Origin of the sequence: Vibrio sp. M60_M70, from assembly GCF_037162085.1 — a bacterium.
In the GTDB taxonomy this organism is placed as follows: domain Bacteria; phylum Pseudomonadota; class Gammaproteobacteria; order Enterobacterales; family Vibrionaceae; genus Vibrio; species Vibrio diabolicus.
This window is the reverse complement of sequence record NZ_JARLUL010000001.1, coordinates 2,945,314-2,967,025: the sequence shown is the minus strand read 5'-3', so window position 1 is coordinate 2,967,025 and position 21,712 is coordinate 2,945,314. Positions and strand designations below refer to the sequence as shown.

19 protein-coding genes are annotated in these 21,712 nt (G+C 44.7%); 18 read left to right on the top strand and 1 reads right to left on the bottom strand.

Going from position 1 to position 21,712, the window contains the following annotated elements:
* Positions 1-3: 3 nt before the first annotated feature.
* The 18 genes from P4S59_RS13850 to tldD all read left to right on the top strand — a co-directional run bounded on the left by P4S59_RS13850 (position 4) and on the right by tldD (position 19,828).
* Positions 4-1,227 (top strand): type II secretion system F family protein, encoded by a 1,224-nt coding sequence (locus P4S59_RS13850; protein ID WP_337168550.1) that lies wholly within the window; start codon positions 4-6, stop codon positions 1,225-1,227.
* A 3-nt stretch (positions 1,228-1,230) separates the two neighbouring features.
* Positions 1,231-1,692, top strand: a complete 462-nt coding sequence (locus tag P4S59_RS13845) for an MSHA biogenesis protein MshF (RefSeq protein ID WP_164666947.1) — start codon at positions 1,231-1,233, stop codon at positions 1,690-1,692.
* 291 nt (positions 1,693-1,983) lie between these two features.
* The gene (locus P4S59_RS13840; RefSeq protein WP_158159797.1) at positions 1,984-2,478 is read left to right on the top strand and encodes a type II secretion system protein; all 495 of its coding nucleotides are present in this window, start codon (positions 1,984-1,986) and stop codon (positions 2,476-2,478) included.
* A gap of 56 nt (positions 2,479-2,534) precedes the next feature.
* Positions 2,535-2,759, top strand: coding sequence for a type II secretion system protein (locus tag P4S59_RS13835; RefSeq protein ID WP_012841374.1), 225 nt, complete (start codon positions 2,535-2,537; stop codon positions 2,757-2,759).
* A 109-nt stretch (positions 2,760-2,868) separates the two neighbouring features.
* Positions 2,869-3,330 (top strand): type II secretion system protein, encoded by a 462-nt coding sequence (locus tag P4S59_RS13830; RefSeq protein ID WP_046873595.1) that lies wholly within the window; start codon positions 2,869-2,871, stop codon positions 3,328-3,330.
* Positions 3,327-3,890: a type II secretion system protein gene (locus P4S59_RS13825; protein WP_046873596.1), complete on the top strand. Its 564-nt coding sequence runs from the start codon at positions 3,327-3,329 to the stop codon at positions 3,888-3,890. Before P4S59_RS13830 ends, P4S59_RS13825 begins: the two co-directional genes overlap by 4 nt.
* Positions 3,890-4,672 carry a PilW family protein gene (locus P4S59_RS13820; protein ID WP_337168549.1) on the top strand — a complete coding sequence of 261 codons (783 nt, stop codon included), beginning with the start codon at positions 3,890-3,892 and terminating at the stop codon, positions 4,670-4,672. Before P4S59_RS13825 ends, P4S59_RS13820 begins: the two co-directional genes overlap by 1 nt.
* A complete protein-coding gene (locus tag P4S59_RS13815; RefSeq protein WP_256952645.1) occupies positions 4,662-5,090 on the top strand; it encodes an MSHA biogenesis protein MshP in 429 nt (142 codons plus the stop codon). The genes P4S59_RS13820 and P4S59_RS13815 overlap by 11 nt, the downstream gene beginning before the upstream one ends.
* Positions 5,091-5,094: 4 nt before the next feature.
* Positions 5,095-5,571, top strand: coding sequence for a hypothetical protein (locus tag P4S59_RS13810; RefSeq protein WP_337168548.1), 477 nt, complete (start codon positions 5,095-5,097; stop codon positions 5,569-5,571).
* A gap of 389 nt (positions 5,572-5,960) precedes the next feature.
* Entirely contained in the window at positions 5,961-8,837 is a 2,877-nt protein-coding gene (locus tag P4S59_RS13805; protein ID WP_337168547.1) for a DUF6701 domain-containing protein, read from the top strand.
* 151 nt (positions 8,838-8,988) lie between these two features.
* A complete protein-coding gene (locus P4S59_RS13800; protein WP_005381144.1) occupies positions 8,989-10,032 on the top strand; it encodes a rod shape-determining protein in 1,044 nt (347 codons plus the stop codon).
* Between the two features lie 150 nt (positions 10,033-10,182).
* Entirely contained in the window at positions 10,183-11,082 is a 900-nt protein-coding gene (gene mreC, locus P4S59_RS13795) for a rod shape-determining protein MreC (protein ID WP_005396268.1), read from the top strand.
* Positions 11,072-11,560 carry a rod shape-determining protein MreD gene (gene mreD, locus P4S59_RS13790; RefSeq protein ID WP_012841380.1) on the top strand — a complete coding sequence of 163 codons (489 nt, stop codon included), beginning with the start codon at positions 11,072-11,074 and terminating at the stop codon, positions 11,558-11,560. Before mreC ends, mreD begins: the two co-directional genes overlap by 11 nt.
* 4 nt (positions 11,561-11,564) lie before the next feature.
* Positions 11,565-12,134, top strand: a complete 570-nt coding sequence (locus P4S59_RS13785) for a Maf family protein (protein ID WP_256935781.1) — start codon at positions 11,565-11,567, stop codon at positions 12,132-12,134.
* Positions 12,135-12,152: 18 nt separating this feature from the next.
* Positions 12,153-13,622, top strand: coding sequence for a ribonuclease G (gene rng, locus P4S59_RS13780; RefSeq protein ID WP_005381138.1), 1,470 nt, complete (start codon positions 12,153-12,155; stop codon positions 13,620-13,622).
* Positions 13,623-13,634: 12 nt separating this feature from the next.
* Positions 13,635-17,516, top strand: a complete 3,882-nt coding sequence (locus P4S59_RS13775) for a YhdP family protein (RefSeq protein WP_337168546.1) — start codon at positions 13,635-13,637, stop codon at positions 17,514-17,516.
* Between the two features lie 33 nt (positions 17,517-17,549).
* Complete coding sequence (locus P4S59_RS13770) at positions 17,550-18,371, top strand: carbon-nitrogen hydrolase family protein (RefSeq protein WP_337168545.1); 822 nt, start codon at positions 17,550-17,552, stop codon at positions 18,369-18,371.
* An 11-nt stretch (positions 18,372-18,382) separates the two neighbouring features.
* Entirely contained in the window at positions 18,383-19,828 is a 1,446-nt protein-coding gene (gene tldD, locus P4S59_RS13765; protein ID WP_170892775.1) for a metalloprotease TldD, read from the top strand.
* A gap of 66 nt (positions 19,829-19,894) precedes the next feature.
* On the opposite strand, the gene P4S59_RS13760 is transcribed toward tldD, so the two are convergent.
* Positions 19,895-21,271 carry a PhoH family protein gene (locus P4S59_RS13760; RefSeq protein WP_006742346.1) on the bottom strand — a complete coding sequence of 459 codons (1,377 nt, stop codon included), beginning with the start codon at positions 21,269-21,271 and terminating at the stop codon, positions 19,895-19,897.
* Between the last annotated feature and the right edge of the window lie 441 nt (positions 21,272-21,712).

Sequence of the window (21,712 nt, the reverse complement as noted above, 5' to 3'; positions counted from 1 at the left end):
TGAATGCCAACTTTTCGTTATCAAGGCCGCACGCTAGACGGCTCATCCACTAACGGCAAAATCGAAGCAGTGAACTCAGAGGCTGCGGCGGAAGCATTGATGAACAAAGGGATCATCCCGCTCAATGTGCGGTTAGAGAAAGAGTCGGCAAAAAGCCAAGTGAGCTTGTCTAAGCTATTTGTGCCAGCCATTCCATTGGAAGTGATCATTCTTTTCTCTCGCCAGTTGTTTAGCTTAACTAAAGCGGGCGTACCGTTGCTGCGTTCTATGCGTGGCCTGCTGCAAAATTGTGAAAACAAACAGCTCAAAGAGGCACTGGAAGATGTCGTTTCTGAACTGAGTAATGGCCGAGGTTTGTCTTCTGCGATGCAGCAACACAGCAAAGTATTCAGCCCACTGTTCGTTTCTATGATCAATGTAGGTGAGAATACGGGTCGACTCGATCAAGCGCTATTGCAACTGGCAAATTACTACGAACAGGAACTCGAGACTCGTAAACGTATCAAAGCGGCGATGCGTTATCCGACGTTTGTCATTATCTTTATCACTATCGCCATGTTTATATTGAATATCTTGGTGATCCCTGAGTTTGCATCGATGTTTACGCGCTTTGGTGTTGAGTTACCACTGCCGACGCGTATTTTGATCGCTACTTCTAATTTCTTTGTTAATTATTGGGTGTTGTTGATTGTGGCAATGATTGGCGCGTTTGCGGTTTTCAGAGCCTGGGTGGCGACGGCTGATGGTCGGGAAAAGTTCGATAAGTTTCGGCTTCGGCTTCCAATTGTGGGCGATATCGTTAATCGCGCGCAGCTTTCCCGTTTTGCCAGAACCTTCTCGTTGATGCTTAAGTCCGGCGTTCCACTTAACCAGTCTTTAGCTTTAGCCGGGGAAGCTCTGGGGAACCGCTTTTTAGAAAATCGAATTCTTGAGATTAAGTCCGCGATTGAAGCGGGTAGCACCATTTCAGTGACGGCCATCAACAGCAAAATATTCACCCCATTGGTGATTCAGATGATTGCAGTAGGGGAAGAAACTGGTCGTATTGATGAGCTGCTGCTGGAAGTGTCGGATTTTTACGATAGAGAAGTTGATTACGATCTAAAAACACTGACTGCAAGAATAGAACCGCTACTTTTGGTGATTGTCGCAGGCATGGTCATGGTGCTAGCACTGGGTATCTTCCTGCCAATGTGGGGAATGCTAGACATCATCAAAGGCGGCTAATAGGTGGTTGAAAATCAAAGTCGAGCGACGCTAATCGTTTTTGGGGTAATTGCTACCATCATTGCTGTTGGCTTGGCTGCCAAATTACGTCCTGTTACCGAGCAGGCGCAGGTGACTGGAGCGAAGTTGGCAAGAGTTTGGATACAAGATAGTGTTCAGCGTTATCGTCAAGCTTGGCTCGTAAAAGGCGAGCCAGAACATATGCTGATGGATGGTTTTAACCTCACCATGACTGAGGGCGGGCTAGTATCTCCCTTTACTCAGCAAGGTGTTTTAGATTGTGGTTATTGGTTAGCAGTGCATTATCCACAACGTAAAATAATGACCAATAAGTTAATAGATATCAGTGGAGCCATCAAAACTGATCGTTATGTCTGTCACTATACTTATGAAAATGGTCAGTCGATTGTAGTTATTTCAACAGCTAATCAACTGAAAATAGACGTCGAAATGTCGGCGGAGTGAATTTTTTGACACTTAATCACTATAATTGGTATTGAAAGTCGGTATAATGCAATCATTACCATAAGTAAGACGCTGTAATAGAGGGTAAACAATAATGTGTTTTTCTCATTGCAGCATGAACTGAATAATGGCGAATCGTCATTCTGCTCAAGCGGTAGATACAGTATCCACTTCACGGTCAGTTTTAGTGAACGTTGCTGCCCCAAACCGTTTTGACAATATCCAAAATGGTCGCGTGACCTAAACGAAACCTTGCAGTCACACTGCATGCTTACATAGAGAGAGTAAACAATGAAAAGACAAGGTGGTTTCACCCTTATCGAACTAGTAGTGGTTATTGTAATCCTAGGTATTCTAGCGGTCACTGCAGCACCACGTTTCCTTGATTTACAAAATGATGCAAGAAAAGCGTCTATTCAAGGGTTGAAAGGTGCTATTGATGGTGCAGCGGGAATTACATATGGAAAAGCGGTAATTGATGGAAAAGATAGAGAGACTGGCGCTGACGTCGAAGGTATTACTGCTGATTTCGGTTTCCCTGTGGCTGAAGCAGGTGGTATTGATAAAGCTGTTCAGGGGCTAAGCGACGATTGGGCTTTAGCCGTTGTTTCTGGGGGTAAAAGCGTAGTTGCTACATTTATTTCAGATACTAACAAAAAAGGCTACCATGCTAATAATAATGAAGAAAATATAACTAAAGCCAACTGCTATGTAACCTATAATGAAGCTACTGGTACGGGGGCAACGCAACAAGCTTCGACATCAGTTATTAATACAGGCTGTTAATATAGCATAAAGGCCAGCTAGCCTGGCCTTTATCTCTTTATTTTGATTAAGTACATATGCGTAAATCATCGGGTCTTAGTGCAATAGAGTTTGTCGTTGTGCTGATTATCTTAGGTGTGATCGGTTATGTAGTATTACCAAGATTTATCAGCTTCGAGCCAGAAACTTACGAAGCAAAGTGGGAGCAAACTAAGCAAACCGCCGAGCACGTTTCTGAAACGCTGAGCAATAAAGAAACTTACGATCGGATTGAAGAAGAGATCGATAGATCGAAAAACTAACCTAGAGCAATCTTGTTTACTACGTAAAAGAAGTGTGATTTTAGTCCAAAATTACCATGCTTTTTTGCTTATAATTTAATCGCTTGTTGTAAGCCGAAGGTTCCTCAGTATGAAGTCGCGCTCAACGATATCAGGTTTTACTCTCATTGAGCTGATCATGGTAATCGTCATCCTCTCTATATTATCGCTTTATGCATCCAGTCGATTTATACGCACTGGTATTTCTGCCGTCGCAATTCAAGATCAAGTCATTTCTGTTGTTCGCCAAGTCCAGGTGAATCGCATGCAATCAAATGTCAGTAGTGCGGTAGGAAATAACGATTTTATTCTATCCATAGCAACCAATTGTATCGGTTCAAAAGCCTCTTGCTCATCTCAGTCCAGTAGTCGTAGTGATTGGGTCGAAGACAGAAGTGTTACTTTTTCTCCTGTTCAAGAGGTTAAATTTGATCTTCTAGGAAATCCGACCCCTTCTTCGGTCACTATCTCTATTAGCGAAAACAATAGCTCTCAAACCTGTACGGTCACAATTAATGAGCAAGGCTACGTAAGTAAAGGTGGCTGTTCATGACGATGAAATGCAAAAAAACGCTTCGAGGAATGACGCTTATTGAGATGATTATTGCGATCGTCTTGATGGGAATCGCAATGGTGATGTTTTCGACAGCATTGATACCACAAATTAAAGATGCTTCCACCTCCCATTATCAAAGTCGAGCCATTGCTTTAGGGCATAGTATGATGTCGCAAATTTTGGCCCGCAATTTTGACCATTATTATGATGACAATGGTGGCATGCTCCGCTGCGGCGAAAGCGGGGCAGACGCTTGCTCACCTCTTGGAAGAGATGGAGAGACTTCGCCCTCTGCTTTTAATGACGTTGATGACTATATTGGTTGTTGGTACACCGAAAATACTCAGAATAGTTGTCCGTCAGGGATCGAAAAATACCAACTCTCAGATGTTGTGGGTAATAGTGCAGACAGTAGTTATATCAATTTTCGTGTAGAGGTAGTGGTAGAAACGACAGAGTACGAAGGAAGTGTCCCTAAATTGAAGCAAGTGAAGCTAGATATATTTGCGGGCCCCTCGTTAGCGATTTCATTGGTTGGTTACAGAGGCAATTACTGATGAGTCAAAGAGGTTTCACTCTCATAGAACTCGTGCTGACCATTGTTATTGGTAGCATCATCATGCTGGGGATTGCGGGTTATGTTCAAGTTGGGATGAAAGGGTATGTTGATGCGAGTTCAAGACAAAGAATTCAGACCCAAGCTCAATTTGTGCTAGAAAAAATGGCGCGTGAAATTAGACACGCAGTGCCTAATAGCTTTGATATTAAAAACAGTGCTGAAAAATCTTGTTTGTCTTTTATTCCAACATTGAACTCCGGTTATTATTTTCAAGAACCGACCAGTGATGACTTGTTGTTTATTACAGGGGGAGATGTTCCTGGTGGGACTTTGAAGGCGTCTGAAAATATTCGTTTTGTCATCAACCCTACACGGTTTACCGATTTGGTTTCTGATGATTTAGTTTCTGGAGCGGTAAGTAGCTATTTAATAAAAAATGACCTCCCTTTAAGGACGGATGATAAAAATGGCAATGCAAACTTTTATAGATTTACACCTAATCAAAATATGCCGTTATTAAGTCAATCAATAGCTCATCGTATATATCTATACCAACTAGCCAAAAAAGTAGAGTACTGCATTATTAAAACGGGTGTTAATATTGATAGTTTAACCAGAAATAGTGTTGTAGTAGAGAATATCAAAGCAAGTGAAAGTCATTTTGATTATACGAATGTGGGCTTGCAGACTGGTGGTATTGTTTATCTCAAATTTGCTTTTGAACAAAATGGTGAAGTTAGCACTTACCAACAAGATGTGCAGGTGTTAAATGTCCCATAAACATAAAAGTAGTGGAAATGTTCTTATCGTATGCCTCTTTGTGATCATTGTTATGGGGTATCTTGGCGCGACGCTTACAAAAACGAACTGGTCTAATCAAAACTCAATGACTCGTGAGTTTTTAGGGACACAAGCATGGTTTTACGCTCAATCTTCAACAGAGTGGGCTCTTACTGAGATTTACCCGCTGAATGAGCCTAGCTCAAAAGTTGGAGATAACTGCAACAACAAAGTAAATGGCAAAGCTCCAAGCTCAGATAGTGTAAATTACGGAAGTTGCCGATTAGTTTCACTTGTGTGTGACGGGGGTGATAAAAAGCTAGATAACCAAACTTTTTATCGTATCGAAGCTGCGGTCCAGTGTGGTTCTGGATTGAGTTTGGTTGAACGCAGACAAGAGATTTGGGTTAAGGATTAGAACAATGAAGTTAAGCTTAAATAATAAATTCATTCCATTCATATTGTTATTAACATTTCTTGTAACAAATAGCGTTAGAGCTTCTAGTGACACTATTACGATCAATGATTTTCCTTTTGTTGCGCAAGGGCATGGTAATGGAAATAGCTTCTGTAATGGATATGGTAACGCTAGTTATCTTAAGGTCTATAATGAAGCTACAATTTGGGGGACTGAAGGATTAGATTTAAATTTTTGTTATGGTTTTCAATATATGTCGGAAACTTCTTGTGATAATAACGATGGTAGTTTGAGAAAATGTAATGTCAGTTACCAACAGTTATCACCTAAAAAATTAAAACCATTTAAAGAAGCGACAGGTAATAAAAAGATTCATTGTAATAGTATCACCAGTATTTATCGAGAAAATATTAAGTCCTTTAATGGATACCAAAATTGTAATGCTTGGTTTTCTTCACCTTTGCACAAGATAAAAAAATGAATATGTACGGTAGTTCTACAGTGCATTTTTTTAGTGGGGAGTACTGGATTGATAAACTGACTATGCAAAACAGCTCTAAAATCGTCATTCATGGTAACGTGAAGATACATTTAAAGAATGAAGCAGAGTTTAATGGAGCCAGTATTGAGTATGCAGATGAAAATTCACAATTAATTTTTGTTTCTCGAGACTCTATAACACTGAATGATAGCTATTGGCCGGTTCACAAGAGTTCAACATTAGAGGGGTATTTTTATGCAGATGAAGATATATCTCTCCACAATGGTTCTGTTATTCTGGGAAAAGTAAACTCTCGTATATTAACTTTGACTGACAGTAGTAAAATTAATAACGAAAATATAATTCCCAAACAGTGTGAATACTTACCAATGGAAGACTTCAATGCTAATGATATTAGTAACTGGTCTGTTATTGGTTTTGGACAAAGTATTAAACCTAAACCGTCTGGTGGTCGATTCGTTTTAAACTCGTCTCAAAGAAATCAAGCAACAGCATCGGCATACAACTATCTATTCCCTTCGAAAGATAACTACCTTGAGGTGGAGTTTGACCACTATGCGCACTCCGGCTCTGGGGCTGATGGTGTGGCATTGGTTTTATCTGACGCAAATGTTCCGCCACAAACTGGGGCATTTGGTGGTCCACTTGGCTATGGCGTGAAACCCAACATACAAGGCTTTGCTGGTGGTTGGCTTGGGTTTGGTATCGATGAATACGGCAACTACTCAAGAGAAGGTAGTTTTGAGGATAGTAATTACCGACCAGGGTTTAAGCCAAATACAGTCGCGATTCGTGGATCTGGGATTAAGAATGACTCTGGGCATTGGATGGGAGGCTATCGCTATATCAAAGGTAATCACAATGTTGGTGACTTAGATGGGCGTAGCAATCAAAACCATAGATACAAAGTTATCATTGATTCTAAACAACAAGGTAAAGTCTACATTACGATTCAGCGTAAGATCGGTAGCGCGAATTCTTGGACAACATTGATCTCGAAATTTGATGTCATGAGAGGCTTTGGGCAAACCACGCCTCCAGAAAACTTCCGTGTGTCAATTACCGCCTCGACCGGTGACATTACCAATATACACGAAATGGATAACTTCCAAGTTTGTGCTGATAAGTATCAAAAAATAACGGAAGGTATTCACCACTTCGAGTTTGACTATGCTGGAACTGGCAGCATTTGTCAGGCATCGGAAGTAACGCTTCGAGCGTGTATGAATGACTCTTGCTCGAAAACATATCCAGCATCAGTGTTGTCTAGTAACCCTGGGGCAAGTATTGATCCCGTCACGGTATCGTTGTTGCCTCAATCTTCCTCTTTGGTTAAGTGGGAGGAAGGAGATAGTGTCACATTCTCTGACTCTATTTCGTTAAAATTGCAGGCTTATCAATCTGGCTCTGCAAAACTTGGCATTGCGAGTAGCTCAGTTCCACAGTTCGGATTTGAAGGCGCTAAGTGTCGCATCGCTGGCGGAGCTTTGTCTGAACAGAACTGTAATATCTTGTTTAACTCTGCCGCGTTGGGCGTAAATATTCCAGATAAGGTAGCGGGCAAACCATTTTTTACTGATGGAACCCCTTTATATGGAATTGAAAATAGACCTTACCTTGAGTTTTGTAGTGCGCCCAATCAGCAGAACGGTGACGGTGAAAAACGAGACGTTCAATTATCTATCGAAAGAATAGAACCGACAAGCAACGCAGTATTAGTTCCAGCTTACGTCTCTTTCAAACAGCGAGATGACACCTTCAGTGATGAGGTTACCGTTGGGACAGACGGCGTTGATGTTGCCGATGTCTACTTTAACAAGCAAGGTAAAGCTTACTTTAACCTTAGATACCCCGAAGCAGGTAAAATTGCGCTGAAGGCGAAAATAAAAGGTGAGAAGGATTCATTAGGTCAAAATAGCTTTGTTAGTTTTCCTGCTTATCTTCAGTTGACGGTTGACGGTGGTCTTTGTGGGGCATCCGATTCATGTGATAAGAGTTTTGTTGCCGCTGGAGAGCCATTTACGATGAAAGTAACGGCCTACCAATTTGGTGATGATAAGAAGCTCGCACAAAACTATCAACAATCTGGATTGACTGTAAGTCATAAAGTGACTTACCCCGCTGCTGATGCTGCTGTATCAGGTAATCTGGGCACAACGGCATACGATCACTTGAACCTAACTAACGGCACTGGTTCTTTTGAGCAGACCATTTCTGAGGTCGGAGCGTTTGAATTTATAATAACACCACCAGAAACGTATTTGGGAAGTAAGTCCTTTGCGATCACTCCAGCAAAAGAAGTGATTGGCCGCTTCTACCCTAAATATTTCCGAACCGATGAAGTGAAGAATAATCAATGGGCCTATCGTGATGGGCAAAGTTTTACCTACATGGAGCAGACTTTTGGTGCAAAAGAGTTTTACGTAGAAGCTCTAAATGCAGATAAAGGTGCTTTGACAAACTATGCCTTCTTCTCTGATGGGTTACATGCTCGTTTTGGGTTGAAAGATACAAGCTCTTACGAAGCTCGTTTTTCTTCGAATAAAACGTATTCGGGGACTTGGTTGAATAATGGTACCGCTTACGTTACATCAAGAAGCCTTGGTAAGTTTACTGGTTCGACAACGGATGGGTTGGTGTTCTCTAAAGGTTCTGGTGCAAGTTACCCTGATGGCCCTCTTAACTTATATAAGAATGCCAAAGACACCACAATATCCATTAAAGGTATAAGTGCTAATAGCGATCCTGTGTCGATAGATGGGAATGACGGAGTATTAACAACTCAACCAGACATCCGTTTTGGTCGTGTTGACCTAGATGATGTAGGTGGCAACCAAGGCACGACATTACATGTGCCACTTCGAGTTGAATACTGGAATGGTAGCCGCTTTATTGCTAACCCTGATGACAGCCAAACTAAAGTGTTTGGAGAAATTGAAGATGACTCTCAGGTGCACATTTGGCCGACAGATAATAGTGCAAAAGAGGTAACTCTAGGCGATGGTGGGACCGTTTCTTCTGGTTCTTCTCGCTCTGTTACTGCAACTCAAGCTGAACCATACCGTCAGCAAACGCGCGTTTGGTTAGACCTTGATGATTCAAAAAATGGTTTACCTTGGCTCAAGTACAACTGGGATAATGACAAAGCGGGAGAAGAAAACCCATCCTCCGTCGTCACCTTCGGTATTCACCGTGGTAACGATCGCGTGATTTACCGTGGTGAGCCAGGGTTAACCGGACAGTAACAACTTAGGTTTTTGCCCTTAAGTTAGGAAACTGCAAGAAATTGAGGCTTTCTGCTCATGTTTGTGTACCAATACCTTGCTGTGACAGCGAGGCATTGGTACATTTAGAGCAATTTTTGTCTTCTATATTTTTGCAGGATGAGCGAAGAGTATGTTTAAGAAACTTCGTGGCATGTTTTCTAACGATCTATCTATCGATTTAGGTACAGCCAACACTCTAATTTACGTAAAAGGGCAAGGTATTGTCCTTGATGAACCTTCTGTAGTTGCTATTCGTCAAGATCGTGTAGGTTCTGCAAAAAGCGTTGCTGCAGTCGGTCACGCAGCAAAACAGATGCTTGGTCGTACACCTGGCAACATTTCCGCTATCCGCCCAATGAAAGACGGCGTAATCGCTGATTTCTACGTAACCGAAAAAATGCTTCAGCACTTTATCAAACAAGTGCATGACAACAGCATCCTAAAGCCAAGCCCACGTGTTCTTGTTTGTGTTCCTTGCGGTTCTACCCAAGTTGAGCGCCGCGCAATTCGTGAATCAGCACTCGGTGCTGGTGCGCGTGAAGTTTACCTAATCGACGAGCCAATGGCGGCGGCAATTGGTGCTGGTCTGCGCGTGTCTGAGCCGACAGGTTCAATGGTGGTTGATATCGGTGGTGGTACAACTGAAGTTGCGGTTATCTCTCTAAACGGTGTGGTTTACTCATCGTCTGTACGTATCGGTGGTGATCGCTTTGATGAAGCCGTGATCAACTACGTACGTCGTAACTACGGCAGCTTGATTGGTGAAGCAACGGCTGAAAAAATCAAACACGAAATCGGTTCTGCTTACCCTGGTGATGAAGTTCAAGAGATTGAAGTTCGCGGTCGTAACCTTGCAGAGGGTGTACCACGCAGCTTTAGCTTGAACTCAAACGAGATCTTAGAAGCGCTTCAAGAGCCGTTATCTGGCATTGTATCAGCAGTCATGGTTGCACTAGAACAGTGTCCACCGGAGCTTGCTTCAGACATTTCTGAAAATGGTATGGTTCTAACCGGTGGCGGTGCGCTACTGAAAGATCTTGATCGTCTATTAATGGAAGAAACCGGTATCCCTGTGGTTATCGCGGAAGATCCACTAACGTGTGTTGCGCGTGGTGGCGGTAAAGCACTAGAAATGATCGACATGCACGGTGGCGATCTGTTCTCTGAAGAATAAAGGTTTAGGTGAAGCTCATGTCGGGCTTCACCTTCATTTCTGCTCTCTCTGTAATTCAAACATGCTCCATACCTAAAAGTATTTATTTAAGTATTTTTAGGTTGCCAAGTAAGGCTCAATAATCATGGAAGCAATCAGGTCAAAAACAAGATGAAACCGATTTTTGGCAGAGGTCCGTCTCTGCAATTACGTCTGTTTTTTGCTGTCATCGTGTCGGCGAGCTTAATGCTGGCTGATAGTCGTCTAGATACGTTTTCCAACGTCCGATACTTATTGAACAGTATGGTTGCGCCCATTCAATACGCAGCCAATTTGCCTCGCAGCATGTTCGATGGCGTATTTGAACGTTTTAATACTCGTCAGGCATTAGTTGAAGGCAATCGCAACTTAAAGCGAGAAGTGCTACGCCTGAAAAGCGAACTGATCTTGCTCGATCAATATAAAGAAGAAAACCAACGTCTACGCAAATTGTTAGGCTCTTCATTTGTCCGGGATGAAAAGAAAGTCGTAACTGAAGTGATGGCGGTTGATACCTCACCTTATCGTCATCAAGTGGTGATTGATAAAGGACAAATAGACGGTGTGTACGTCGGACAGCCAGTGATCAACGAAAAAGGCATTGTTGGTCAGGTCACGTTTGTCGCAGCGCACAACGCACGTGTTCTGTTGCTAACGGATGCGAAAAATGCGATTCCTGTCCAGGTGATCCGTAACGATATTCGAGTGATCGCGTCGGGCAATGGTGAAATGGATGAAATCCAACTGGAGCACATTCCAACCAGTACTGATATTCAGGTTGGCGATCTATTGGTGACATCCGGCCTAGGTGGGATTTACCCAGAAGGGTACCCAGTCGCGACGGTTACTAATGTGGATCACGATACGCGCCAAGAATTTGCGTCAATCAAGGCTGAGCCAGTTGTAGAGTTTGATCGCTTACGTTACCTACTGCTGATTTGGCCGAATGAAGATCGTCAACACAAAGTGCTGCGATCCAATGTGGATGAAGGGTTAGAGCAAGAAGAACAAGAGGTAACTGATGGCCAATAATGTAGTGAGTAGCCGAATGGTGATTGGTGTCAGTTTCTTCGTTGCGCTGGTATTGCAAACCATTCCGTGGCCAGGTGTGTTAGATGTTTTACGTCCATCATGGTTGTTCCTTGTCACGTGTTATTGGGTGTTGGCACTGCCGCACCGAGTGAACGTTGGAACCGCGCTAGTGCTGGGCTTATTATGGGATATCTTGATCGGCTCAACGCTTGGAATTCGCGGCATGATGATGTCGATTGTCATCTATCTGGTGGCGTTGAATTTCCTATTGATTCGTAACATGGCATTGTGGCAACAGTCGATTTTAATTGCCTTTTTTACTGCGTTATTGGAAGTTTTGATATTCTGTGGGGAATATTTGAACCAGGACGTAGTATTTAATCCATTATCTCTGTGGACGGCAGCAATAAACTGTATACTTTGGCCATGGATGTTTTTATTAATGCGACGAGTTCGTCGTGCATGGCACGTAAGGTAAAGCGGTGAAGAAAAGCTTATCTCTCGTTCTCGCTTCGGGTTCTCCGAGAAGAAAAGAGCTGCTTGCTCAACTAGGTTATGACTTTGAGATCGTATTGCCTGATATTGAGGAAGCTAAACAGGCTCATGAGCAGGCACGAGAGTACGTGCTGCGTCTTTCTTTGGAAAAAGCTCAGGCAGGCTTAGCATTAGCTAAGCCTGATTCTGTTGTATTGGGCTCTGACACGGTCGTAGTATGCGATGACCGTGTGCTAGAAAAACCAAAAAGTTTTGAAGATTCAAAGCGTATGCTTACTGACTTATCCTGTCGTCGTCATCAAGTGATGACTGCGGTGAGCGTCGTATCATCGGAACAACAACATTCAGTGGTCGTCACCACTGACGTGTGGTTCAAACAACTGACTCACGAAGAAATCGAACAATATTGGCAGTCAGGAGAGCCATGCGATAAAGCTGGAAGTTATGGTATTCAGGGACTCGGAGGGCGATTTGTCACCCGAATCGAAGGCAGTTATCACGCTGTAGTAGGCTTACCTTTGTTCGAAACCGATCAGCTAATTCAAGAATTTTTATAATTGTTTTGAGGTGTGCACATGAGTGCAGAATTGCTGCTTAACGTGACCCCGAGTGAAACTCGTGTGGCCATGATTGAAGGTGGAGTACTACAAGAAATACATATCGAGCGCGAATCGCGTCGCGGCATTGTGGGCAATATATACAAAGGCAAAGTCAGCCGAGTACTGCCAGGTATGCAAGCGGCTTTCGTCGATATCGGTTTAGATAAAGCGGCGTTTTTACATGCGTCAGATATTGTCCCGCATACCGAATGTGTGGCAGAGAACGAAAAACAGCAGTTTCAAGTCCGTGATATCTCTGAGCTGGTACGACAGGGACAAGACATTGTTGTACAAGTGGTCAAAGATCCGCTCGGCACGAAAGGCGCGCGTTTAACGACGGATATCACCTTACCTTCACGTTATCTTGTTTTTATGCCGGGTGCCAGCCATGTTGGTGTCTCGCAGCGTATTGAGAGTGAGAAAGAGCGCGAGCGTCTGAAAAAAGTGGTGAACCATTACTGTGATGAGCACGGTGGTTTTATCATTCGTACCGCAGCGGAAGGCGCAGATGAAAAAGAGCTTTCTCAAGACGCGGCATTTCTTAAGCGCTTGTGGCTAAAAGTCATGGAGCGTCGTTCAAAATACAAAACGCGTTCAACGCTTTACGGTGAACTTGGTTTAGCCCAGCGCATTCTGCGTGATTTTGTCGGCACAGAACTCGATAAAATCATGGTCGACTCCCGCCTCGAATATGAAAACCTGAAAGAATTCACTTCTGAGTATGTACCTGAGTTAACAGACAAGCTTGAGCTTTACGAAGGTGACAAGCCAATCTTTGACATGTACGACACCGAGAATGAAATTCAGCGTTCTTTAGAGCGCAAGGTTGAACTAAAGTCGGGTGGCTACTTGATCATCGATCAAACTGAAGCCATGACAACCATCGATATCAACACTGGTGCATTTGTTGGTCGTCGTAATCTTGAAGAGACCATCTTTAATACCAACATTGAGGCAACGCAAGCTATTGCTCGTCAGCTGCGTTTACGTAACCTCGGCGGTATTATCATCATTGACTTTATCGATATGGCGTCTGAAGAGCACCGTCAGCGAGTGCTTACCTCATTGGAAACCGCACTGGCTAAAGATCGAGTAAAAACCAACATCAACGGCTTTACTCAGCTCGGCTTAGTCGAGATGACGCGTAAGCGCACACGAGAAAGTATTGAACATATCTTGTGTTCTGGCTGTCCTACTTGTGAGGGCCGTGGTAGCGTGAAAACGGTTGAAACTGTGTGCTTTGAGATATTACGCGAGATTACTCGTGTAAACCGTGCTTACGACGCCGATAATTTTGTTGTGTACGCATCGCCGTTTGTTGCTGAAGCGCTGTTGGGTGATGAGTCTCATGCATTGGCTGAGCTCGAAGTATTTATTGGCAAGCAAGTGCGAGTTCAGGCTGAGCCCCTGTACATTCAGGAACAGTTTGACGTCGTAATGATGTAATTTGGAACATTTGTGAATTCTGGTGTTAACCGTTTTGGGCGTTTTTGTGCGTGGAGTTTAGTTACTGTACTGGTGTTATTGGCCATATTAGTAACCACACTGCGCGTCACATTGCCACAACTTAACCACTTCCAAGATGAGATCAAAACCTGGGTCAAGCAGGACACAGGTTTTGACTTTTCTATCGCCAACGTCGCAGGGACGTGGCGCAATAATCACCCCTCGATCGCGCTACTCGGTTTAGAAGCGAACCTGCCGAATATTCAGGATGCACGCTTTGCCGTTGAAGAAATCCAAATTGAATTCGATCTCATTCAATCTCTTTTGCAACTCAAACCGGTGGTTGCTGACCTCACCATCCATAACCTTGCTCTGGATATTCACACCGTAGACATTCTGCCGACCTCTAGTCGTCAAGAGCAGGAGCCGAGTGTGGACAAGAGCGAAGTGAAGCTCATCGACCAACTCGACTCACTTCTTTTACGTCAGTTTGAAGACTTCACCATTACCGACTCACGGATTTGGTATAAATCGGTATCTGGTGAGACTCGCCGTTTAGATATCGAGCAGCTCCGTTGGAGCAACCAAGGCAAGCACCACTTAGCCGAAGGCACCGTGAACATTGCCGATGTTCGTCTGAATTCATTGTTAGTGAGCGCTAACTTTAAAGACCATGGTTCGCTGCGTGATGTGTCTGGTGAGTTTTACGTGAGTGCCCAAGATGTCTCAGTGACGCCTTGGTTAACCACTTACATGCAAGAAGAGTCGGGTGCTGAGTCGGGTAAGGTCAGCTTAAACACTTGGCTGACGCTGAAACACAGCCAACCGAATGATGCGTATGTTGAACTGTTGCCTTCTGAGCTGGTGTGGAATGAAAACGGTCGTCATGAGCTGTTTATCGAGTCAGGTATTTTCAATCTTCGACCAGATAAACAAGGTTGGAAAGTAAATGGTCACTCACTTCGGATCCGAACCGACAACACCCCTTGGCCGGAATTAGACGCAGCGTTTGATTGGCAACCGAATGGTTGGACGCTCAACCTTTCTCAACTCGATATCGAAGCACTTATTCCGCTCATCAAATTGGCTCCAGAGTCGGAATCGACCAGTGATCTTATCAACAAACTGGCACCGAAAGGCCGAGTTGAAGATGTTCGCTTGTCCATGAACGGTGGCTTAGACACGTTACGCTACTCCGCGGAACTGGATGAACTTGCGATGACGCAATGGGAACTGCTACCAGGATTCCATCATGTACAGGGCAGTGTATCTGGTGATTTAGATCAGGCAAAAGCGAAAGTAACCGTCATTGATGATGTATTTCCGTACGGTGATGTATTTCAAGCTCCGCTGAATATCAAACAAGGTGAAGTCGATATTATCTGGCAACAAGATGAGAGCGGCTGGCGCTTGTGGTCTGATAAAGTGACGGCAGCGACACCAGATCTTCAAGTACTAGGAGCATTCCGTCTTGATTTTCCAAAAGAACAAAGCCCATTTTTATCGTTTTATGCTGAAGCAGATCTCTATAACGCAGGTGAAACATGGCGTTACCTGCCGACTCTGGCACTAGGACAAGACTTAACGGATTACCTATCGACTGCGATTCAAGGTGGTAAAGTTAATACGGCTAAGCTGCTGTGGTATGGCGAGTTAGGGGATTTTCCTTACAAAGATCATAATGGCATGTTTCAGGCGTGGGTCGGTTTAAAAGACGCGAAATTTAGCTTTGATACGGCGTGGCCAACCATCACGGATCTGCAGCTGGACTTGCTGTTTGAAAATGATGCCATGTATTTGGATTCAAAGTCCGCCACGCTAAATGGTGTTCATGCCAAGCGTATTACTGGGCGAATCCCTGAGTTGGCGGAAGGTGGACACATTGAGATTGAAGCCAAAGCGAGCGCGCCGGGCAATGAAGTTCGTGACTACATGATGGCGACGCCATTGGTGGACTCGGTCGGGGCAGCGTTGACGGCGCTGCAAGTGAGTGGTCCGGTTTACTCTGAGTTCCAGCTCAACATTCCGTTTGATTTTGAAAAAGAGTCCCGTGCTTGGGGTTATGCCGATTTAACAGAAAATCGTGTCGATATTGAAGCGCCGCCAATGACGCTGGAGAAAGCCACAGGGCGTATCCACTTCGATAATGATGTGGTCACCACATCGGGTTTGTCTGCAGAGTTGCTTACCCAGCCTATCTCCCTCGATTTTCGTGGTGAGAGTGCGGAACAGGGCTACAATGTGACGATTAACACATTAGGGGATTGGGACGTTGAGCCTCTCAAACCTTATGTTGGTGAGCGTTGGTTAAAGCTTGTTTCTGGGCATGCGCCGTGGCAAATGGACATTGACTTACAACTTAATGATGTAGGCTTCACCTATCAACTTGATGTGTTGGCGCAGCTAAATCGTTTAGCGAGTCAATATCCCTATCCGCTAGCGAAACAAGTTGGCGAGTCCGGGCAAGCAAAACTACAGGCATCCGGCAACCAAGAAAGTATTTCAGCAAGACTACAGATACCAAATGCTAAGTATCAAACCGAGATAGATATAACTGGCGACGTACCTGTTCTGACGGCGACTCATTTAATGGTCGGCAAAGGTGGTTTCAGGATCAGCCCTATTGTCGGACACGATGCATCAGTGCGTGTCGCTGAGCTTAATTTAGACCAGTGGGCAGAGCTGGTTCAGGGCTCGGAAGGTAAGCAATCCTCATCTGTTCTGGCAAGCATGAAGACGCCGAGTATTCCATTGCCGACACGGATTGATGTTGAAACGCCAAACTTGCAGCTTGGTGGGATTGAGTTTCATGATGTGGACTTCTCCGCAAGCAAAAAGAGTTTGAGCTGGCAACTCGATGTGGACAGTCAAGAGGTTAAAGGTAAGGCTAACTATCTGAAACCGTATGACTTATCGGTCTCTTTGGAGCACTTGCACCTGTATATTCCAGGGTTTGAAGAGATGACCAAAGAGCGTAGCTCGCTCTTTGCCAGTGAGGATCAAAACGCACCTTTGATTACCGATTTTGACCGCCAGTTTCACGCTGAGATGCCAAACTTAACTTTGAACATCGATGATTTCTGGTTGCAAGGTTACAAAGTGGGGAAGGTGAATGTTGATTTACAGCGTCGCGAGAACCGTTTGGAGTGGAAAAATATCACCTTTAGCAGCGGCAAAAACCGTATTGATATGAGCGGTTGGTGGGACCTGACAAAAGAGAATAGCCATTCCAACTTAACCATGAAAATGAAAGGTGATAACAACACTGACCTTATGGAGCGCTTTGGTATCACATCAGGTATTCAGCAGGCACCATTTGAGATCAATGCCAATATGGAATGGGACGGCGCGCCTTGGTCGATGAAGACACAAACCTTGCAAGGGAATGTCTCAACGGAATTTGGTAAAGGCGTGATCAGTGAAGTCAGTGGTGCGGCACGCTTGTTAGGCTTGTTCAGTTTGGATTCTATCATCCGTAAGATGCAGCTCGACTTTACCGACGTATTCGACAAAGGCATGGCGTTTAACTCGATCACAGGCACGGGCAAAATCCAAGATGGCGTATTTATCACCAACGATATCGTGATGGATGCGTTAGCAGGGGAAATGCAGATCCGCGGCATCGCCAATATGAACAGCAGAATGGTCGATGCGGAAGTGAAGTTCACCCCAGACATCACATCAGGCCTACCAATGCTGACCGCGTTTGCAGTAGCACCACAAACCGCGTTGTATGTTTTAGCCATCTCAACAGTGATTTCTCCGGTGGTTGAGGTCTTCACTCAAGTCAATTATGAAGTGAAAGGCCCACTAGACTCTCCAACGGTAAAAGAAATTTCTCGAAGTAAAGGTGAATACAAACTACCAGAAAAGCTGCGTGAACAGGCGAAATAACTCACCGACTAAAATGGAATAAGGAGGAAACACATGGAACGTGTTGGCATTATGCAAATGACATCGGGTCCAGATATCACTGCGAATCTGGACTTTATTGAAAAACAGTGTGCTTTGGCGAGTAAGCAAGGTGCCAAGCTTGTCCTTACCCCTGAAAATACGGTGCTGTTTGCCAACCGCGAAGCGTACCATCAACATGCAGAGCCACTTGGGAGTGGCATGATTCAACAGCGGCTCTCTGAAATCGCAAGAAAGAACCAGTTAACACTGATTGTCGGAAGCATGCCTATTCAAACCGCAAAAGGTGTCACGACCACAACGCTTGTATTGCCGCCGCACGGTAAATGCATTGCTCACTATGACAAACTGCATATGTTTGATGTCGACGTAGCCGATGGTTATGGTAGTTATCGTGAGTCGGATACGTTTATGGCGGGTAATCAAATAGTCGTGGCGGAAACCGATATCGGCAGCGTTGGATTGAGCATCTGTTACGATCTTCGTTTCCCTGAGCTTTATAAAGTATTGCGCCAAGAAGGCGCGGATATCATTGTGGTGCCTGCTGCGTTTACCGCTGTGACGGGGCAAGCTCACTGGGAAGTATTATTGCGAGCTAGAGCGATTGAGACACAATGTTGGATTTTGGCGAGCGGACAAACTGGAACGCATCCATGTGGACGAAAAACATGGGGACACTCAATGGTCGTTGACCCTTGGGGACGTATTCATAAACAGCTTCAGGATGAAGTAGGCTTATTGGTGACAGAGATAGATTTGTCACAGAGCCAACAAGTAAGGCAGAATATGCCGCTGACTCAACACAGTCGCTTTCAAAATGAATTGAGACGGAAATAAAAGAGCTAACTATGAGCACAAACCAAATAGAACAGGCACTCCTTGCCCCAAATGGTCTGACAGAGCAAGACATTGCTGACACGCTTGCCAGCATTGCGACACGCCAGATCGATTATGCGGACATTTACTTTCAGTCCAGCTGGCATGAGTCTCTGGTTCTAGAAGACAGCATCATCAAAGATGGCTCTTTTAACATTGATTGTGGTGTTGGTGTCCGTGCGGTAACTGGTGAAAAAACCGGCTTTGCCTACTCTGATCAAATCCAGCCTGAAGGTCTGAAGCAGAGTGCAATGGCGGCGCGCGGTATTGCTCAACAAGGGCAGAATGGTAAAGTCCAAGCGTTTAAACGCACCGAAAACCAAGCGTACTACGCGGCTGTGAATCCATTAGCTGGGTGGGAAAAGCAGCAAAAAACAGAATTGCTCAAATCTCTAGATGCTTACATCCGCACTAAAGAACCATTGATTAAAGAAGTCTCGATCAGCATCAGCGGTGTGCATGAGCAGATGCTTGTTGCGGCAACAGACGGTACTTATGCAGGCGATATTCGTCCTTTGGTGCGTTTGTCTATTAGCGTGCTCGCTCAAAAAGGTGAACGACGTGAACGAGGTAGCGCTGGTGGCGGTGGCCGTTTTGGTTACGATTTCTTTTTAACGGAAAGCAATGGTGTGAAACAAGCTTTCCATTATGCAGACGAAGCGATTCGCATGGCGCTGGTAAACCTTGAAGCAGAAGCCGCACCAGCAGGCATGATGCCAGTGGTATTGGGCTCAGGTTGGCCAGGCGTATTGCTACATGAGGCGGTAGGTCATGGCCTAGAAGGTGACTTTAATCGTAAGGAATCTTCGGTTTTCTCTGGCAAAATGGGTCAACAAGTGACGTCTTCACTGTGTACCATTGTTGATGACGGTACATTAAAAGACCTTCGTGGTTCACTCAATGTGGATGATGAAGGGGTGAATGGCCAGTACAACACGCTTATCGAAAATGGTGTGCTGAAAGGTTACATGCAAGACAAGCTAAACGCGCGGTTAATGGGTGTGAACCCAACAGGTAACGGTCGTCGTGAATCGTATGCACATTTGCCGATGCCGCGTATGACCAACACCTACATGCTTCCAGGTGAACATACGCCAGAAGAAATCATCTCGACGGTAGAGAAAGGGTTGTATGCGCCAAACTTTGGTGGCGGTCAGGTGGACATTACTTCGGGTAAGTTTGTATTCTCCGCATCGGAAGCGTACTTGATTGAAAACGGCAAAATTACGCGCCCTGTTAAAGGTGCGACGTTGATTGGCTCAGGTATCGAAGCCATGCAGCAAGTCTCTATGGTCGGCAACGACCTAAGTATCGACAAGGGCGTTGGCGTATGTGGTAAAGCAGGTCAAAGTGTGCCAGTTGGTGTTGGTCAGCCGACCTTGAAATTGGACTCACTGACGGTGGGTGGCACTGAGTAACTCATTCGAATCGTTATAAAAAGAGCGCTCATTAGAGCGCTCTTTTGCTTTGTGAGTCGGTGTCGATTATAGATTTTCTTCAGCAAATTCCGCCAAGCGGCTACGAACCACGCCGTTGAGGTGAATATTTGCGCTGCCTTCAAAGTTCTTGAAGCGCTCAACCATGTACGTCAACCCTGATGTCACTGGGGTGAGGTAATGAGAGTCAATCTGCGCCAAGTTACCGGAGCAGACGATTTTTGTTCCTTCACCACAGCGGGTGATGATGGTTTTGATTTGTGATGCGGTGAGGTTTTGACACTCATCAAGCAGTACAAACGCATTTTGGATCGAACGGCCACGCATAAAGTTGATCGATTTAAATTGAATGTTGGCTTTATCGCAGATGTACTTCAATGAGCCTTCAGTGCAGTGATCGTGTTTATGTAGCGCTTCCAAGGTATCGGTCACCGCCGCTAACCACGGCATCATTTTCTCCTCTTCTGAGCCGGGTAAGAAGCCGATGGATTCACCGATGTCTGGCGTGTTACGCGTCACGATAATTTTATCGAACATGCCTTTTTCAATGGTTTGCTCCAGTGCTGCTGCCATGGCTAATAGCGTTTTACCACTACCAGCGGCACCAGTTAAAATCACTAGGTCAATATCCGGGTCAAGTAAGGCATCCAACGCCATTCCTTGGTAGATGTTTTTTGGTGTGATGTCCCAAGCCTTACGGTGCATCATGCGTTCACGGCTCAGGTCGAGTAGCGTTAATTTGTCTTCATTGATGGTTTCCACGCGGCCAGCAAAGTCGCTGTCTTCATCAATCACATATTGGTTAATAAAGGTTGGTTCAAAAGGTTCACGACTGAGCTTGTGATAGGTTTTTCCGCCCAGCGCATAACTTTCCACTTCCTCAATATCACTCCAGAAGTCCCCCTCACGCAGTTGAAAACCTTTGGTGAGGTATTGAATGTCGTCAATCAGTTGATCGGTTCGGTAGTCTTCAACAAAGCGTACGCCAGCGCCTTTGGCGCGTAAACGCATGTTAATGTCTTTCGTGATCAGTACCACTTCACGTGGTGCTCGTTTGTTTTGCAGATAAAGCACCGCATTGAGTATGCGGTTGTCACCGGCTTTGTCGGCGAAGGCTTTGACGGTTTCCTGCAGTTCAAAATCCGCCAAAATGGAAATGGTGCCTTGGTCGGGGCTGTCTTTAGAAACAGGAATACCTTCAGAAATTTCATCGGGCGTTGCTTCTTTAAACAAATCTTCCAAAGCGCGAATAGCCACGCGAGCGTCTCTTGCGACATCGCGTTTGCTGTCTTTGATTCGGTCGAGTTCTTCCAACACGGTCATGGGGATAACGACATCGTGTTCTTGGAAAGAGAAGATGGCAAAGGGTTCATGAAGAAGAATGTTGGTATCAAGTACAAACAGTTTCCGATCGGTATCGCCCATAGCGTCTCCTTGCCGTAATACGGCTCTGCATGCGAGTGGTTAGGTCGTTCTCAAATAGGTGTGAAGCGGCCTAACTCTGATTGCTTGCAATAGAGGTTGTCGGGCTGATGTCGGTTAGTATGCAACCGAGTAGCAAGACAACTTACTGCAAACCCGTGTTGATCCTAATCGTGTACTAACGCGCTTAAATCATATGCAATGGTTTTAAACGCCCCTCACTAGAAGTATACGTAATATTTACGTTCTACAACTTAATAATTGGCATGAGTATTTTACAATTTGATTGCATTTATAGTTTGGGAAAAAAGTTTCCGCTTGATGCGGTTTCGGCGTGACCTAAATCACAGCTTCAAGTAAGATTAGCGACCTTTTTCTGCGTATAGGCTACGTCCGATTTATCATGTTGAGCTGGCTTAAAAATACTCAGTTCATACTGGAATG